The following is a 15,630-nucleotide window of genomic DNA, read 5'->3' as shown; positions in this document are numbered from 1 at the left end:
GCCACCAATCGGTTAGACATCATCCCTTAGTGTGCTGGAGCCATTCCTTCGGGCTTGCACCAACTTTGCGCCGAAAAGTACGGGCTAACGCAGACGGACTTTCATAGCCAACCTCATCGGCAATCAACGCGATGGGGCGCCCTTCACGCAGGCGTTTCTGCGTCAAGCTGATTCGCCAGTTCGCCAGATAATCTGCCGGGGTACTACCCACCGTCTCGCGAAAGTGCGCAGCAAAGCTGGCGCGTGACATACCTGAACGATCCGCCAATTGCGCCACGGACCAATTGCGCTGTGGTTCGTTGTGGATGCCTACGAGCGCGCGGGACAGCTGAGCATTAGCCAATCCGGCCATCATCCCTGACGCAATGCTACGACTGGCGATGAGGTGGCGAAGCAGTTGAATCACCATCAGCTCGAACAGACGATTGAGGATGACATCACGGCCACACTCGTCGCCGAAGGCTTCTTCAAATAGCCAGTCGAGGGTGCCACTCAGCCCCTGCAGTTCACGAAGTGGCTTGATGATGAAGTCCGGTAAAGCCAGAGTCAGGGGATTATTCGCCCCGCCATCAAATTGCAAGGTTGCACAGACCAACTCCGCTTCATCTGCTTCGATCGCCAGCAACTGATGCTCCTGCGGGCGCACCGCCAGAATCAGGCTGGGCTCCGTCAACTCAATGAGCTGGCCGCGCTTGTCCCTTAGGGCCAGGCGTCCCGAACGCAGTAAATGTGCGTGTCCGAAACTGCCCTGCCCATAGAGGTTGGTTGTTCCGCAAAAACCACCCTGGTGAAACGTGGACGCATGCAGATTGAAGTGTTTAAGCAGTGTCGATAATCGGTCCATAGCTCGCTCAAATTTAGACGATCTGTTGCATAAGTTCGACGATCTGAATCCGAAAGGAAAGTCTGCCTCCCTAATATTGACACCAGGCTTGATCGACAAGCCGGCTAATCAATCTACTGGAGAATTACCATGACTCGTATCGCGGCTCTCTCGCTGGACCAAGCCCCTGCTGGCTCGCGCGCTGCTCTTGAAGGTATCCAAAAAGGTCTTGGGTTTATTCCCAACGTATTTAAAACCCTGGCTCACTCCCCGGCCGCATTGAGTGGTTACCAGAGCCTCGCTCAGGCCTTGGGTAAAACCTCACTGAGTGCCGTTGAGCGTGAGGTCGTTGCCCTCGCTGCGTCAGAGGTCAACGGTTGCGACTACTGCGTGGCCGCACATGCATTCTTTGGTGCCAAGGCTGGCTTGAGCGATGAGGCCGTTGGCAAAGCACGCATGGGCACACTCAGCGCGGTCGCGGCTCTGGCGCATCAAATCACCGAAAGCCGCGGACAATTGAGTGATGCCCAGATCACCGCAGCGCACAACGCCGGTCTTACCGATAGCAAGATCGTGGAGGTGGTGGCACAGATCACGCTGTTAACCCTGACCAACTATTTGAACAACATCGCCGCTACCGATATCGACTTCCCGCCATCGTCAAACTAACGGCTATTTCCGTAGCAGTTTCCAGCACCTGCAATACCAAGGTCAGCCCTTGCTGCTGACCTTGAAGGCCTGGCGGCGATTCATGACGCTCAAAGGCCCCATCAGTCAGACCTGCCGAAAGCACATCCTCGCCATGCCCTCCGCTAACCATCGAGATTTCTCACTTAATCATTGCTCATTTTTGAGTTAGCTTAAGCCTGAATTCAAGATAATGTTTAGCGCACTCTAAGCAAACACCCTTAATTACGGTAGCTTCCCTGATTTTTTTCAAGATAACCTTTCGGCCGGCTTGAGATATCTTTCCATATGCCTACATTTATCCATCACGACCTTGAGCTTCTCAATCCGTCCTTTGACTCGGACCTTGTCGATGTACTGAGCGAACTGGAGCATCTGCGTCGCCTAAGGCTTGAAGGTGATACGCCGCCGCAGGTGTTCTACCAACTCAAATCGCTTTTCCATGCACTGGAAAGCCTCGGTTCTGCCCGCATAGAAGGCAACCACACGACGTTGGCGGACTATATAGACAGCAAGGTCGAAGGTAAGGCCCAGGACACGGACCCGTTGCGCGAGGTGGCCAATATTGAAAAGGCAATGGCCGCGTGGTCAGGCTGCTAACCTACGCACTCCTGATCAAGTATGGTTTCAACGTCAACGCCGGCGGCCGTGTCCTGAATCCTACGGCCGTATTCTGCAACGATCGTGAGCGCTATTACGCAATGCTTGCCACCGCCGACAAAGGAACAAAGGACGGACTGGAGGCGTGGTGTACCTACGTGCTGGAAGGGGTTCGTGAGGAGCTGGAGAAAGTCGATCGCCTCACAGACTACGCATACCTGACCAAATGCATACTCGTGCCTGCCGTGGCCTTCGCACGGGAACGAAAATGGATCACGGAGGTAGAGGAAGCGGTGCTGTTGGCCGCAATAAAACTGAAGGTCGTAAAATCGGCAGATGTAGCAGCCGTACTCCCACAGCAGTCGAGCAATCAACGGACTTACCTGATCAAAAAGCTGGTGGACCAAGGGATGCTTCTACCGCTGAACGCAGGCGCGAGGCAGTACACGATCGGTTTTTCCAACAACTATCTCATTCGAGGTGTAATCAAGTCCCTCAGGGAGCAAGGCTTCATACCTGAGCCGCTGGAAAGACCCTGAGCATCGATTAAAGACCGAATGAGCGGAAATCCCCCGCCGCTGTGCAGCAGTCTATGACGCCCCTCAAGAAGCCCGCCTCCTGCGGGCTTTGTCGTTTCTGGCGGTCGCTCCTTGCCCCCTTTACCTTCCTCCGTCGCAGTAATCAGGCTCTTCGCATCTCAAGGTTTGCTCGGCTCCAGCCGATACGCTTCCACAGTCCCCGCAAAAGACCTAGCGAACTCAATACGCCATGAATAAAAGCCTTCGTTTCAGTCATAAAATTCTTTTGGCCGTGTCGCTGATAGTGATGCTCGCCTTCACCCTGTTCACGCTGTACAACGACTATCTACAGCGCAATGCCACCCGCACCAGCCTGGAAAACTATTTGGCTGAAATGGGTGAGTCGACCTCCACCAATATTCGCAACCTGCTGGAGGGGCGGATCAATCTGGTGACGAACCTGGCGCAGAACATTGCCAGGGAGCCTGCCAACGCCGAGACGCTGATGGATGAAAGCGTCCTGACCTCAAGTTTTCTCACCGACTACCTAGGCAAGGTCGACGGCAGCTTCAGTATTCGTCCGAACACCAAGATGCCCGATGGCTATGACCCGCGCTCCCGGGCTTGGTACAAGGACGGTATGAACGCCAGCGGCGCCATGCTGACTGAGCCTTATATCGATATGGCCACCAACAAGATGGTCATTGGTGTCATCAGCAAGGTTTCCAGCAACATCGGTGTGGTCGGCGGCGATCTGGCGCTGGATGGCCTGGTGGAAATCATCAACTCGTTGAACTTTGGCGGCATGGGCTATGCCTTCCTGGTCAACGATCAGGGCAAGATCCTGGTCCATCCGGACAAAGCGCTGGTGATGAAGTCGCTTTCGGATTTGTACCCTACACACACACCGAAACTTTCCGGCGAGCTGACCGAGGTCCAGTTCAACGGGCAAGCCCGCTTGCTGACCTTCGCACCGATCAAAGGTCTCCCTTCGGCCAACTGGTACATCGGCCTGTCTATCGATAAAGACAAGGCTTACGCGACGCTGAGCAAGTTCCGCTATTCGGCGGTGATTGCCACCATCGTTGCGGTGGTCATCATCATCGTCCTGCTGAGTCTGCTGATCCGCGTATTGCTCCAACCGCTGCACGCGATGACCCGCGCAATGGAGGACATTGCCCAAGGCGAAGGTGACCTCACCAAACGCCTGGTCATCCACACGCATGACGAGTTCGGCATGCTGGGCAATGCGTTCAACCGTTTTGTCGAACGTATTCACACCTCGATCCGAGAGGTCTCGTCGGCGACTGAGCACGTCAACGAAGTGGCAATGCGCGTGGTCAGCGCCTCCAACTCCTCCATGCTCAACTCCGACGAACAGGCTAGCCGAACCAACAGTGTGGCCGCCGCCATCAACGAACTGGGGGCCGCGGCTCAGGAAATAGCCCGTAATGCGGCTGAGGCCTCGCACCAAGCCAGCGACGCGCGCGGGATGGCCGAGCAGGGTCAGCAAGTGGTGGAGCGCAACATCGGTGCAATGAATCAGCTGTCGGAAATGCTCAGCGCATCGAGTACGAATATCGAGTTGCTGAACAGCAAAACGGTGAATATCGGGCAGATCCTCGAAGTGATCACCAGCATCTCCCAGCAAACCAACCTGCTGGCGCTCAACGCGGCCATCGAAGCCGCCCGGGCGGGTGACGCCGGGCGTGGGTTTGCCGTGGTGGCCGATGAAGTGCGCAACCTGGCGCACCGCACCCAGGAGTCGGCGCAACAGGTGCAAACGATGATCGAGGAGCTGCAAGTCGGCGCCCGGGATTCGGTCAGCACCATGGGCGAAAGCCAGCGCCACAGCCTCGACAGCGTAGAGATCGCCAACCAGGTCGGCGAACGCTTGAGCAGCGTGACCCAGCGCATCGGCGAGATCGATGGGATGAACCAGTCGGTCGCCACCGCCACCGAGGAGCAGACCTCGGTGGTGGAGTCGATCAACATGGACATCACCGAGATCAACACGCTCAATCAGGAAGGCGTGGAAAACCTGCAATCGACCCTGCGCGCCTGCGCCGACCTGGAACAGCAGGCGGCACGCTTGAAGCATCTGGTGGGCAGTTTCCGTATCTGACCGGTTCCAGGCACCGATCCATAGACGTCCACGGCCGCCTATGAATCCCCAAGAAGCCCGCCTCGCGCGGGCTTTTTGTTGCTGCCATGCCACCGATGGCGCGGTTACAGCATGCGCAAATCCAGCGGGTATTCGACGATGACCCGCAGCTCGTCAACGTTGGCGTCGTAGTTACCGAAATCGCCTCCCACCCGGTGCGTCGCTTGCAGTACTTGGAGCTTCAGGTCCTTTGCCGGGCCGCTCTGAACGATGTAGCTCGCCCAGAAATCACGCTCCCAGTGCTTGCCGTCACTGACGCTGTTGAACGCCGTGTAGCCGCCCGTCGCCCGCGTGCCATCAATGTTGTCACCGCGCAGGTAACGGCCCGTGAGGCTCAGCCCCGGCAGCCCTAACCCGGCGAAGTCATAGGTATAACTGGCCTGCCAGGAGCGTTCGTTGGGGTTGTTGAAGTCCGACCATTGGGAAGCGTTGTCGAGTTCCAGGTCGTAGGTGTTCCACACATAGTCGAACGGCGAGTCACCGCGCACTTGCTCGTAGGCCAGCAGAAAACGGTTGAATCCGACATTCAGCCCCAGGTGCGTGCTCCAGCTGTCGTTATCGATCTTACCCAGCAGGGCGTCGCCACTGTCGCGGGTGCGATAGTAATTGAGCCCCGTATCCCAAGTGATGGTGGGGGTCAGCCGTTGCTTGAAGTCGACCCGGGCGAAGGACTGGTTCCAGACGTTATCCAGGCGGCTGGTGTGCAGTTTGAAACTCCAGTTGTCGTTGAAGCGATAATCCGCACCGATGTACTGCACATTATCCGCCCCGGTCAAGCGACCACCGTAGACCGTGCCCAGGTCACCGCTATGGTTGACGCCACTGCGATCGCTGGACGCCGTCAGTTTGCCGCCCTCGATCTTCAAGCCGGCGATGGAGGTGTTGTCGAAGATCAGACCGGTCAGGGTTTGCGGCAACAGGCGGATATCACCGGCATGGAGTACCGGGCTGGTCGGGGACACATCGCCGTATTTGACCACCGTATCGAACGCCCGCACCTTGACCGCGCCACCGGCCTTGCCCCACTCATCCTTGGGCTCGCCGTTGTTATCGCCTTTGCGCGGAATCAACCCCGGCCCGCCGACACCGTTGCCCACCACGCCATCACCGCCGTCGAGCTTGACCCCGAACTGCCCGTAAGCATCGACCCCGAACCCCACGGGGCCCTGGGTAAAGCCGGATTCGAAGCGCCCGATGACCGAATGGGCCCATTCCGCCCGGCGGCTCTGGCGCGCCCCCGTGTGAGGGTTGGTTGCACTGCTGCCATTACGGAAATCCTGACTGAAATAGAAGTCCCGGTTGAGAATGTTCAAATGGCTATCTTCAATAAATCCATTTTCATTTTTATCACTGGCGGCCCATGAGTAACCGGGCGCGGTAACGGCAAAAAACGCAGACAAAGCAGCTACTTTACGCATGTTGTTCTCTTCAAACTGTTAAGGAGGGAGGGCGGCAAAAAATGCTGATCCTGCCTTAACATTCCGAAAATCATGCCAATAAAATAAATACTTATATTTCAACTAGTTAAATAAAGTTATCCACTATTTATCGCATGTATTAATCCGCACTTTGCGCGTCCGCTGTTGCACTGCAAACACTTGGCACAAGTTGAACTTGTGCTGTCGCCTATACAAAAAAAAAGGAAAGGCTTGTGGCCTTTCCTTTGTGTTACGCCGCGCAAGGCGGGGATCGACTGTTCGTAGAAAACAACGACCCGCTCGCCCCTCGACAAGGGAGGGTTGGCTTGCAGACTCTGGCTTAACGGACCTTATTGCTCCTGGCTGCAATTGCGCGGGCTGATGCCTTTTTCCTTGGCGTACTGGGCCGCGGAAGCCTCGATGATCGGCCGCAGCAACGCACGGTCGGCCTGGACCCAGTCGCTGATCAGGTTCCAGCGCTGGCCGTCCCATTGCTGAAAGCGCACCGCGCCGCCGCCTTCATGATCGGCGCACGACAACTTCAACGGTTGCACCAGGCCCTTGGCGCCCAATGCCTGCAACCGCGCATCGTCGAGGTTCAGGTGTTCGAAGCCCCAACGCACCTGCTCGCCGGTCAACGGCTTGGCGCCGTATTTGGCCTGTGCAAGGCGCACGGCTTCGACGTTGAGAATGCCGTTCACCACACCGAGGTTGTAGTACACCGTACCGAAACGCTTCGGATCGGCCAGGTTGCCCTTGCCGGCGTCCACCACGCTTTGCTTGATGCCCTGCAGCACCGGGAAATCCGTCCCGGAAGGGTGCGTGGTGATGGAAATGAAGCCCTTGGCGGCCGCGCCTGCCGGCACCACGTCCTCTTCCGAGTTGCTCCAGATGTTGCCGATGATGTGATCCACCGGGTAACCGACCTTTTGCGCCGACTTCAGCGCCACCGGATTCATCACCCCCCAACCGCGCAGGATCACCCAGTCCGGCTTGAGGCGACGGATATTGAGCCACTGCGATTGCTGCTCGTTGCCGGGGTGCGGCACTTCCAGCAGGGTCAGTTCGAAACCGGCGTTTTTCGCCAGGGTTTCCAAGACGCCATTGGTTTCCTTGCCATACGGCGAGCCGTGGTACAGCACGGCGATTTTCTTGCCTTTGAGTTTGTCCGCCCCACCTTCGCGCGTGCCGATGTAGTTGATGATTGCCGAGACTTCCGAATACGGGTTGAGCTGCAGCGGGAACACGTAAGGGAACACGCTACCGTCGGTGGAATCGGTGCGGCCGTGGTTGATGGTGATCAGCGGCAATTTGTCGGCCGTCGAACGGTCCAGCGTCGCGTAGGCGATGCCCACCGACAGCGGGTTGGTCGCGGCGGCTGGCGCGCCGTTGAGGCCGCCTTTGAGGCGCTCGTAACATTCGACGCCCTTCTCCACCACGTACTCGGTTTCGCACTCGCTCCAGGTCAGCTTGACGCCGTTCACCCCACCCTTTGCGTTGATGTATTGCAGGTAGTCGATAAACCCGCCGAAGAAGCCGGTGCCACCGGCGGCGTAGGGGCCGACCCGATAGCTCTGCAAGGGGAAGTACTGTTCGTTGTCGGCGTGAGCGCCGGCACTGAGCCCGGCGGTGATCAAGGCCAGGCCCAATAGCAGGCGGCGCAGCGGTGTGCGGTGAGTCATGAAGGCAGTTCCTCGTGAACGAAGGATGGGGGTCAGGGATGAGAACAATCAGTAACGCAGCGGCCAGATCCGCGCCCGTTGGCGAAAGCGTTGCCACAGTCGGGCCAGGCCCTCGGGTTCCTTGATCAGAAAAGCGATGATCAACGCGCCAAAGAGCATTTTCTGCAGGTTTTCCAACTGGCCGGAATCGATCAGCCCACCGGGCAACAGCCCGAAGAGGTTGGCCAGCAGAATCGGGAACAGCACGATGAAAGCGGCGCCCAGGACATTGCCGAGCACACTGCCCAGGCCGCCGATAATGATGATGAAGAGCACTTGAAACGAGCGGCTGAGATCGAAGCCGTGGGGCTCCACCGTGCCCAGGTAGGCAAACGCCCACAGCGAACCGGCAACCCCCAGGTAGAAGCCACTGATGGCAAACGCCAGCAGCTTGGCCTTGAACAGGCGGATGCCGATCACAGAGGCTGCGGTGTCCATGTCGCGCACGGCCATCCAGTTGCGGCCCAACTCGCTGCGCACCAGGTTTTTGCCCAGCCAGAACAGCACCACGACCACCGTCAGGGTCAACAGATAACGCCCACGGGGCGAACTGAAATCCAGCCCCGCGATCAGCAGCGGTGGCGAGGTGATGACCCCGGAGGCGTTGTCGTTGGTAAACCAACTGAACCGGGTCAGTACCCACTCCACCACAAACTGCGCGGCCAGGGTCGCCACCAGCAGGTAAAAACCCTTGATCCGCAGGCTCGGCAGCCCGAAGGCCACGGCCACCAGCGCAGCTATTACCCCGCCCAGCGCGAAACTCACCAGCAACGGCAAACCCGGCACGCGCAATTGCAGGTTGTAGGCCGCGAACGCACCCACCGCCATGAACGCCGCCGACCCGAGGGACAACTGCCCGGCATAACCGGTCAACAGGTTCAGCCCCAGCCCCGCCAGGGACAGCACCAGCAGCGGCAGCAGAATCGCGCTGAACCAATAGTCATTGCCCAGCCAGGGCACCGCAATGAAGGCAAACCCCAACAGCAGCCACAAGCCCACGCGGTCCTGGCGCAAGCGGAACGTGCGCCGTTCCATCGCATAAGAGGTGCTCAGTTGACCGGATTCTCGATAAAGCATGGAGGCATTCCTTGAAAGAAAATCAGACCCGTTCGATCGCCCGCTCGCCGAACAACCCGGCAGGCCGCACCAACAGAAACAGCAAGGCGAGGACATAAGGCACCCAGTTTTCGATGCCGCTGCCGAGGATCGGGCCGAGGTAAATCTCCGCGATTTTTTCCGCCGCGCCGATGATCAGCCCGCCGACAATCGCCCCGCCGATGGAGGAAAAACCGCCGATGATCAACACCGGCAAGGCCTTGAGCACCACCAATGACAAGGAGAACTGCACCCCGAGGCGAGCGCCCCAGAGCAACCCGGCCACCAGCCCGACAAAACCCGCCACCGCCCAGACCAGCGCCCAGATGCGTGGCAGGCGGATGCCAATCGCCAGGGACGCCAACGGATCGTCGGCAACCGCGCGCAGCGACAGACCGACGCGAGTCCGGTTGAACAGCAGCGACAGGGCGATCACCAGTGTGGCGGCCGTTCCGGCGGCGAACAGGTCGAACTGCGAAAGCAGCATGCCGCGGATTTCCAGCGGCTCATCAGCGATGCCCAACTCCAGGCCGTGGACCTGAGCGCCCCACAGGAACTGCGCAAACCCTTCGATCAGGTAGGACAGCCCGAGCGTGGCCATGAACAGGATGATCGGTGCGCGATTGACCAACGGTCGCAGCACCATTTTTTCGATCAGCAGCGCCAGGACCACCATGCTCACCAGGGTGATGACAAAGGCCCACACGAACGGGAAACCGCGTTCGAGCAGGCTGACAAAGGTCAGCGCGGCGAACAGCACCATCGCCCCCTGGGCGAAATTGAACACCCCGGAGGCCTTGTAGATCAGGACAAAACCAATCGCCACCAGGGAGTACATGACGCCCGCCAGCAGCCCGCCAATCAGCACTTCGAAGAAAAATTGCATGTTCAGTGGCTCTCCGCACGGGAACGCCGCGTGCCCAGGTAAGCAGCGATCACATCGGGGTTGGCGCGCACTTGCTCGGGCGTGCCATCGCCGATTTTGCGGCCGTAATCGAGCACCACCACGTGGTCGCACAAGCCCATGACCACCCCGATGTCGTGCTCGATCAACACCACGGTGGTGCCGAACTCGCGGTTGATGTCGCGGATGAATTGGCTCATCTGGCCCTTCTCTTCAGCGTTCATGCCGGCCATGGGTTCATCCAGCAGCAGCAGCCGGGGCTGCGCAGCCAGGGCGCGGGCCAGCTCGACGCGTTTCTGCAAACCGTAAGGCAGCGTGCCCACCAGCACATGGCGCCAGGGGTGGATACGCAGAAACTCGATGATGTGTTCGGCGTGAAGGCGCTGCTCGTCGTCCTCGCGAGGCGCACGGCCCAGGCGCAGCATCTGCTCGACCCAACTACTGCGGCGCTTGAGGTTGCGGCCGGTCAGCACGTTGTCGAGCACGCTCATGCCCTTGAACAGCGCGATGTTTTGAAAGGTCCGCGCAATACCGCGCTCGGCGGCCTGGTGCGGGCGCATGCGCCGCCGGGCCTGTCCGGCATAGGTGATGCTGCCGCTCTGGGCCTGGTAGACGCCATTGATCACGTTGAGCAGCGAACTTTTGCCCGCGCCGTTGGGGCCGATCAATGCACAGATTTCCCCGGCCTTCACGGCGAAGCTGATGGAGGTGATGGCCTTGACGCCCTTGAACGACAGGGAGATGTCATCGAGCCGCAGTAATTCGGATTCAGTGGTTGCGCTCATGGGGCTCGTCAGACGGAGTGAGAAATCAGGTGGGTGTGGGCCTCGGCACGTTCCGGCCGGGCGGAAGGTTCCTGCCAGGCGCCCGGATGGATGCCCAAAGCAGCAAAGAAAGCGGCGCTCTCTTGGCTCAGCGCGGGCCCGACCAGCAACGGCACGCGCAGGCGGCTCATGCCCAACACATCGAGCAAGGGTCTGCGGACCAGCCAGTAGCCGAGCCAGCGGCGCAAACCCTGGGCATCCGGCGTCATTGCCCAGCGGTACACCCGATGCGCGAGCGTGCCGGGCAACGGTAGGCGCTCTCGGGCCCACAGCTCCAGACGGGCATAGGACTCACGCGTGCCCAGCACCAGGGTTGGCCCCAATTCACGGCGATCGGTATCGCGCGTGGCCATGGCCTCCGGGAAATTCAGGCAGAACCCGGCGCAGAGCCAGGGCGCCAGCAGGTAACGCGCCTGACCGCTGGCGGCGAACACGCGGGCGGCCAAGGCTTCTTCAGCGCCGCTCAGTTGCTCGCGCGCCACCAGCTTGCGTGCGCCCCCCAGCAATTGCGCATGGCTCAACCGCAGGGAAGGCCCGTGCGTATCGGCATGGAACACGAAGGCAACGGCTGCGGAGTCAGTGGCGCAGGCCGGCGGTTCCGCCGCCACGCTAGCGGACAAATCGGCGTAAGCGCTCAACCCCTTCCCGTCACCGGCATTCAGACCGCGCCCGTCGAGGAACAGCAATACCGGGGGCGCACGATCGGCATGACCGACCTGTTGCACCGCCTCCAGGGTTTCGGCCAGCACGAAGCTCGGGCGCAGCCGGGCCAGCAATGCGCGGTTGTCGCGTTCGGGGTCCAGCAGGGTGACGCTGCCGCCCAGCCACTGCGCGGCTAGGGCCAGCAACAAGGCTTCGGAACGGGCCTGGCTGATGATCAGTAAATCGTCGTGGCGACTGAACCCGCGCTGATGCAGGGCTGCCGCCAGGCGGCTGACCTCCTGCGCCAACTCGCTCCAAGTGCGCGCATGCCAGATGCCCAGGCGCTTGTAGCGCAGGGCAATCGCCGCACCTCGGGCCTGGGCTTGCTGTAACAACGCCAGAGGCAGTGTCTGGGCCATGGGGACTCTCCTTCAGAGTGCTATACAGGCCCTTTTGCAGTCTCCATGCCAAGGTTTAAATCGTTATTTATCAATTAGTTATATAAAAACCTCGAGCACAATCATGTATTGATTCGGCACAGCCTGCTTAACACCTGTTGCCCTGCGAACACTTCCCGCTTTGCGCACAACTGTCTGCCAGGCAACAGGGGTTCAACACTTCCTCTCCTCCAGCGACACTCAGCGTCTCGCCAAAAAACAACAATAGCCTTACAAATCAATAAGTTGATGGATTGGTACGATGCTTGCTCCTTCAGAACCATCGGCCACAGCCACAGACTTGTTCCAACAAGCGCCTCCCTAGAGCCGTGCCGGCCCTGCGTTGCACAACCTGCTGCCGTCTTACCTTACCCAAGGCAGCGGGCTTCTTATTTTTGCAGCGAGGAGCATGTTGATGAGTCTTGATATTTTTTGGTTTCTGCCCACCTCCGGCGACACCCGTTACCTGGGGCGATCCGACAGCGGCCGCCCGGCCACCAATAAGTACATGCAGCAAATCGCGGTCGCCGCCGAGAGCCTGGGCTATGACGGGGTGTTGATTCCCACCGGCAGCAGTTGCCTGGACCCATGGATTACCGCCGCCAGCCTGGTACCGGTCACCCATCGCCTGAAGTTGCTGGTGGCGCTGCGCACCTCGCTGGGCAACCCCACGGCGTCGGCCCGTCAAGCGGCCACACTGGACCAGGCCAGCAACGGCCGCCTGTTACTCAACGTGGTGCCCGGTGGTGATGCCACCGAGTTGGCCGCCGACGGTATTTTCCTCGACCACGACCAACGCTACGAAGCCGCCGGCGAATTCCTGAGCGTTTGGCGTCGCTTGCTCAGTGGCGAGGTGGTGGATTTCACCGGTAAGCATGTGCGCGTCGAAGGCGCGCAGAACTTCTTCAAACCCGTGCAGCAACCGCACCCGCCCCTGTATTTTGGCGGGTCGTCCCCGGCCGCCCATGAGCTGGCGGCGCAACAGGTCGACGCCTACCTGACCTGGGGCGAACCGCCGGCGGCCGTGGCCGCGAAGATCGCCGATGTGCGCGAGCGCGCGAAAAAATATGGCCGCACCCTGCATTTCGGCGTGCGCCTGCATGTGATCGTGCGTGAAACCAACGAGCAGGCCTGGGCGGCGGCCGAAGAGCTGATCAGCCACCTCGACGACGATGTGATCGCCGACGCCCAAGAGAACTACGCCAAGATGGACTCCGAAGGTCAGCGCCGCATGGCCGCTTTGCATGGCGGACAGCGCGACAAACTCGAGGTCTCGCCCAACCTGTGGGCCGGTGTCGGCCTGGTGCGCGGCGGCGCCGGTACGGCGCTGGTGGGCGACCCCGAGACCGTGGCCAAGCGTCTGCAGGAATATGCCGACCTCGGCGTAGACCGCTTTGTACTGTCCGGCTACCCGCACCTGGAAGAGGCTTTCCGCTTTGCCGAACTGGTGTTCCCGCTGTTGGGCAAACAGCCTGTCACGGTCCGCGACCAAGTACTCACCGGCGGCGCGTTCGACGTGCGCGCCGGCCACACCTCGGCCAAGGAAGAGGCCACGGCATGAACGTGATTGATATGCGCTGCCGCCCGGCGTACCTGCATGATTTTTTCGGCGCCACCCCAGGCAGCGCCGAGACCGCCACCGCCCGCTGGCTGAACCGGCGGGTGGGCACGCGTGGCGACGACGAGCACTTCGCCCGTTCGCGCACACCCCAGGGGTTTCTCGATGAAGTGCGCGACGCCGGGTTGAGCCGGGCGGTGGTGGTCGGTCGGCACACCCCCGGCCAGCATCTGCCCAACGACCTGATTCACAGCATTGTGCGCGACCACGCTGAGCTGCTCGGCATCGCCAGCATCGACCCGGCGCTGCAGGGTATCGACGGCGCACTGGGCGAAATCGAGCGCGCCATCTCCGGGCTGGGCCTGGCCGGCATCGACCTGGAGCCGGGGTTTGGCGAACCGGCCAGGCAGGCGGATGACCCGTTGTACTGGCCGATCTACGAGCATTTGCAGGCACGCGGTATTCCGCTGTTTCTGATGAGCGGGCCAACCACCCCGGACCCCGCCTTCAACAACCCCGAACGCCTGGCCAAGGTCGCCCGGGCATTCCCGCAGTTGGCGATCGTCTGCTACCACGGCTACTGGCCCAACGTGCAGCAAGCGCTCGGCGTGGCCTTTCGCTACCCGAACATCTACCTGGTGCCGGACATGTACCTGTTCCAGCCCGGCAGCGAAGCCTACGTGCAAGCGGCCAACGGCTTTCTGGCAGAGCAGCTGTTGTTCGGCTCGTCCTATCCGTTCCGCCCGATTCGCCAATCCATCGAGGATGTCCTGCGCCTGGGGTTGCGACCCGAGGTGCTCGACAACGTCCTCTATGGCAACGCCGCCCGCCTGTTCGGGTTGTAGAACACGTCGCGCCACACGCCGGGACCGACCGCCACCCAGGCCGACCTGGCGTTGTTTTCCATTGCAAGGAGTTCCCCTGTGACCACCCCCAACGATCCTGTGCAGGTCGCCCGCCGTCTGGCGGCCGACTGGGCGAGTACAGCTGTCGAGCGCGACGAACGCGGCGGCACACCCAAACGCGAGCGTGATGCCCTGCGTGACAGCGGCCTGCTGACCCTGAGTATTCCCCGTGAATTCGGCGGCCTCGGCGCCAGCTGGAGCGACACCCTGAACATCGTGCGCGAGTTCGCCAAGGTCGACAGTTCGATGGCCCACGTGTTCGGTTTCCAACACTTGATGCTCGCCACCGTGCGCCTGTTCTCGCGGCCCGATCAGTGGCAGCCCTGGCTGGAACAGACCGTCCGCCAGCGTTGGTTCTGGGGCAACGCGCTCAACCCGCTGGACACCCGCACCGTGGCCATGCGTGTGGACGGCGGGCGCGAGTTCACCGGAATGAAAAGCTTCTGTTCCGGGGCCAGCGACTCCGACCGCCTGATCGCCTCGGCGCTGGAGGACAGTGGCACAGGCAAACTGCTGATCGCCGCGATCCCCACCGACCGCGCCGGCATTACCCTGCTCAACGACTGGAACAACATGGGCCAACGCCAGACCGACAGCGGCAGCGCCCGTTTCGAACGCGTGCGGGTCGCCGAAGATGAACTGCTGCTGGACCCGGGCCCGCTGAGCACGGTGTTTTCCGGGCTGCGACCGCTGTTGGCGCAACTGACCTTCGTCAACCTGTTCCTCGGCATTGCCGAAGGCGCCTTCGAGCAGGCGCAGCACTACACCACCCACGAAGCACGCGCCTGGTTCAAGTCCGAGGTCGAGCGGGCGGTCGACGACCCTTATGTGCTGGCCCACTACGGCGAGTTCTGGGCCGGCCTGGAGGCAGTCCGCGCCCTGGCCGAACGGGCCAATGCGTTGTTCGACAAGGCCTGGAACCGCGGCGAACAACTGCGCGCCGAGGAACGGGCGAACCTGGCCCTGGCCATCGGCAGCGCCAAGGTCCACGCCACACGAGTGGGCCTGGACCTCAGTTCGAGGCTGTTTGAGGTGACAGGCGCCCGCGCCACCCACGCCTCGCGGCGCTTCGACCGCTACTGGCGCAACCTGCGGACCCAGACCCTGCACGACCCGGTGGACTACCGCATCCGCGAACTCGGCGAATGGGCGTTGAAGCAAAAACCGCCGACACCGAGTTTTTATTCCTGACCACACGCGCCGGGTGTTCGCCACCGTTCACCAGAACAACAAAGTGTTGCTCCAGTGATAGGCCGCCAGCCCCAGGAACCGACAAAACCCAGGCATTACGGGCCTTTGGCACTCGGCATGAACCATGCAATCACCCCCTCAAA

At 60.8% G+C, this 15,630-nt stretch carries 12 protein-coding genes and 2 pseudogenes; 7 read left to right on the top strand and 7 right to left on the bottom strand.

Annotated features, from left to right (window positions below; translation table 11 throughout):
- Positions 1 to 19 precede the first annotated feature (19 nt).
- Positions 20 to 844: an AraC family transcriptional regulator gene (locus LQ249_RS04455; RefSeq protein WP_046487441.1), complete on the bottom strand. Its 825-nt coding sequence runs from the start codon at positions 842 to 844 to the stop codon at positions 20 to 22.
- Between the two features lie 129 nt (positions 845 to 973).
- On the opposite strand from LQ249_RS04455, the gene LQ249_RS04450 reads away from it, so the two are divergent.
- The 4 genes and pseudogenes from LQ249_RS04450 to LQ249_RS31680 all read left to right on the top strand — a co-directional run bounded on the left by LQ249_RS04450 (position 974) and on the right by LQ249_RS31680 (position 4,753).
- The gene (locus LQ249_RS04450) at positions 974 to 1,492 is read left to right on the top strand and encodes a carboxymuconolactone decarboxylase family protein (RefSeq protein WP_057005654.1); all 519 of its coding nucleotides are present in this window, start codon (positions 974 to 976) and stop codon (positions 1,490 to 1,492) included.
- 306 nt (positions 1,493 to 1,798) lie between these two features.
- Positions 1,799 to 2,649, top strand: a pseudogene (locus LQ249_RS04445) (hypothetical protein).
- Positions 2,650 to 2,878: 229 nt separating this feature from the next.
- Positions 2,879 to 3,895: pseudogene (locus LQ249_RS31685) on the top strand (HAMP domain-containing protein); the annotation flags it as partial.
- 63 nt (positions 3,896 to 3,958) lie between these two features.
- Positions 3,959 to 4,753, top strand: coding sequence for a methyl-accepting chemotaxis protein (locus tag LQ249_RS31680; protein WP_372812168.1), 795 nt, complete (start codon positions 3,959 to 3,961; stop codon positions 4,751 to 4,753).
- 104 nt (positions 4,754 to 4,857) lie between these two features.
- On the opposite strand, the gene LQ249_RS04435 is transcribed toward LQ249_RS31680, so the two are convergent.
- The 6 genes from LQ249_RS04435 to LQ249_RS04410 all read right to left on the bottom strand — a co-directional run bounded on the left by LQ249_RS04435 (position 4,858) and on the right by LQ249_RS04410 (position 11,815).
- Entirely contained in the window at positions 4,858 to 6,210 is a 1,353-nt protein-coding gene (locus LQ249_RS04435) for an OprD family porin (protein WP_046384795.1), read from the bottom strand.
- Between the two features lie 350 nt (positions 6,211 to 6,560).
- The gene (locus tag LQ249_RS04430) at positions 6,561 to 7,892 is read right to left on the bottom strand and encodes an ABC transporter substrate-binding protein (protein ID WP_079442781.1); all 1,332 of its coding nucleotides are present in this window, start codon (positions 7,890 to 7,892) and stop codon (positions 6,561 to 6,563) included.
- Positions 7,893 to 7,940: 48 nt separating this feature from the next.
- Positions 7,941 to 9,008, bottom strand: coding sequence for a branched-chain amino acid ABC transporter permease (locus LQ249_RS04425; protein ID WP_232566216.1), 1,068 nt, complete (start codon positions 9,006 to 9,008; stop codon positions 7,941 to 7,943).
- Between the two features lie 22 nt (positions 9,009 to 9,030).
- A complete protein-coding gene (locus LQ249_RS04420; RefSeq protein ID WP_232566215.1) occupies positions 9,031 to 9,912 on the bottom strand; it encodes a branched-chain amino acid ABC transporter permease in 882 nt (293 codons plus the stop codon).
- A gap of 2 nt (positions 9,913 to 9,914) precedes the next feature.
- Positions 9,915 to 10,715: an ABC transporter ATP-binding protein gene (locus tag LQ249_RS04415; RefSeq protein ID WP_046384799.1), complete on the bottom strand. Its 801-nt coding sequence runs from the start codon at positions 10,713 to 10,715 to the stop codon at positions 9,915 to 9,917.
- 8 nt (positions 10,716 to 10,723) lie between these two features.
- Positions 10,724 to 11,815 carry an AMP-binding protein gene (locus LQ249_RS04410; RefSeq protein WP_232566214.1) on the bottom strand — a complete coding sequence of 364 codons (1,092 nt, stop codon included), beginning with the start codon at positions 11,813 to 11,815 and terminating at the stop codon, positions 10,724 to 10,726.
- Positions 11,816 to 12,248: 433 nt separating this feature from the next.
- Here LQ249_RS04410 and ssuD point away from each other — a divergent pair, with 433 nt between their 5' ends.
- The 3 genes from ssuD to LQ249_RS04395 all read left to right on the top strand — a co-directional run bounded on the left by ssuD (position 12,249) and on the right by LQ249_RS04395 (position 15,487).
- Positions 12,249 to 13,394, top strand: coding sequence for an FMNH2-dependent alkanesulfonate monooxygenase (ssuD, locus tag LQ249_RS04405; RefSeq protein WP_128191646.1), 1,146 nt, complete (start codon positions 12,249 to 12,251; stop codon positions 13,392 to 13,394).
- Complete coding sequence (locus tag LQ249_RS04400) at positions 13,391 to 14,236, top strand: amidohydrolase family protein (protein WP_046384802.1); 846 nt, start codon at positions 13,391 to 13,393, stop codon at positions 14,234 to 14,236. Before ssuD ends, LQ249_RS04400 begins: the two co-directional genes overlap by 4 nt.
- A 78-nt stretch (positions 14,237 to 14,314) precedes the next feature.
- Positions 14,315 to 15,487 (top strand): acyl-CoA dehydrogenase family protein, encoded by a 1,173-nt coding sequence (locus LQ249_RS04395; protein ID WP_232566213.1) that lies wholly within the window; start codon positions 14,315 to 14,317, stop codon positions 15,485 to 15,487.
- The last annotated feature ends 143 nt before the right edge of the window (positions 15,488 to 15,630 follow it).

This window comes from Pseudomonas sp. 7-41, from assembly GCF_021233075.1.
Taxonomy (GTDB): domain Bacteria; phylum Pseudomonadota; class Gammaproteobacteria; order Pseudomonadales; family Pseudomonadaceae; genus Aquipseudomonas; species Aquipseudomonas veronii.
Note: the sequence above shows the minus strand (reverse complement) of the source record. Positions and strands in the feature narration are given on the sequence as shown.

Excerpts from the sequence above, each read along its gene's own strand:
- LQ249_RS04455 (WP_046487441.1), bottom strand. The coding sequence starts at position 844 with ATGGACCGATTATCGACACTGCTTAAACACTTCAATCTGCATGCGTCC.
- LQ249_RS04450 (WP_057005654.1), top strand. The coding sequence starts at position 974 with ATGACTCGTATCGCGGCTCTCTCGCTGGACCAAGCCCCTGCTGGCTCG.
- LQ249_RS31680 (WP_372812168.1), top strand. The coding sequence starts at position 3,959 with ATGCGCGTGGTCAGCGCCTCCAACTCCTCCATGCTCAACTCCGACGAA.
- LQ249_RS04435 (WP_046384795.1), bottom strand. The coding sequence starts at position 6,210 with ATGCGTAAAGTAGCTGCTTTGTCTGCGTTTTTTGCCGTTACCGCGCCC.
- LQ249_RS04430 (WP_079442781.1), bottom strand. The coding sequence starts at position 7,892 with ATGACTCACCGCACACCGCTGCGCCGCCTGCTATTGGGCCTGGCCTTG.
- LQ249_RS04425 (WP_232566216.1), bottom strand. The coding sequence starts at position 9,008 with ATGCTTTATCGAGAATCCGGTCAACTGAGCACCTCTTATGCGATGGAA.
- LQ249_RS04420 (WP_232566215.1), bottom strand. The coding sequence starts at position 9,912 with ATGCAATTTTTCTTCGAAGTGCTGATTGGCGGGCTGCTGGCGGGCGTC.
- LQ249_RS04415 (WP_046384799.1), bottom strand. The coding sequence starts at position 10,715 with ATGAGCGCAACCACTGAATCCGAATTACTGCGGCTCGATGACATCTCC.
- LQ249_RS04410 (WP_232566214.1), bottom strand. The coding sequence starts at position 11,815 with ATGGCCCAGACACTGCCTCTGGCGTTGTTACAGCAAGCCCAGGCCCGA.
- ssuD (WP_128191646.1), top strand. The coding sequence starts at position 12,249 with ATGAGTCTTGATATTTTTTGGTTTCTGCCCACCTCCGGCGACACCCGT.
- LQ249_RS04400 (WP_046384802.1), top strand. The coding sequence starts at position 13,391 with ATGAACGTGATTGATATGCGCTGCCGCCCGGCGTACCTGCATGATTTT.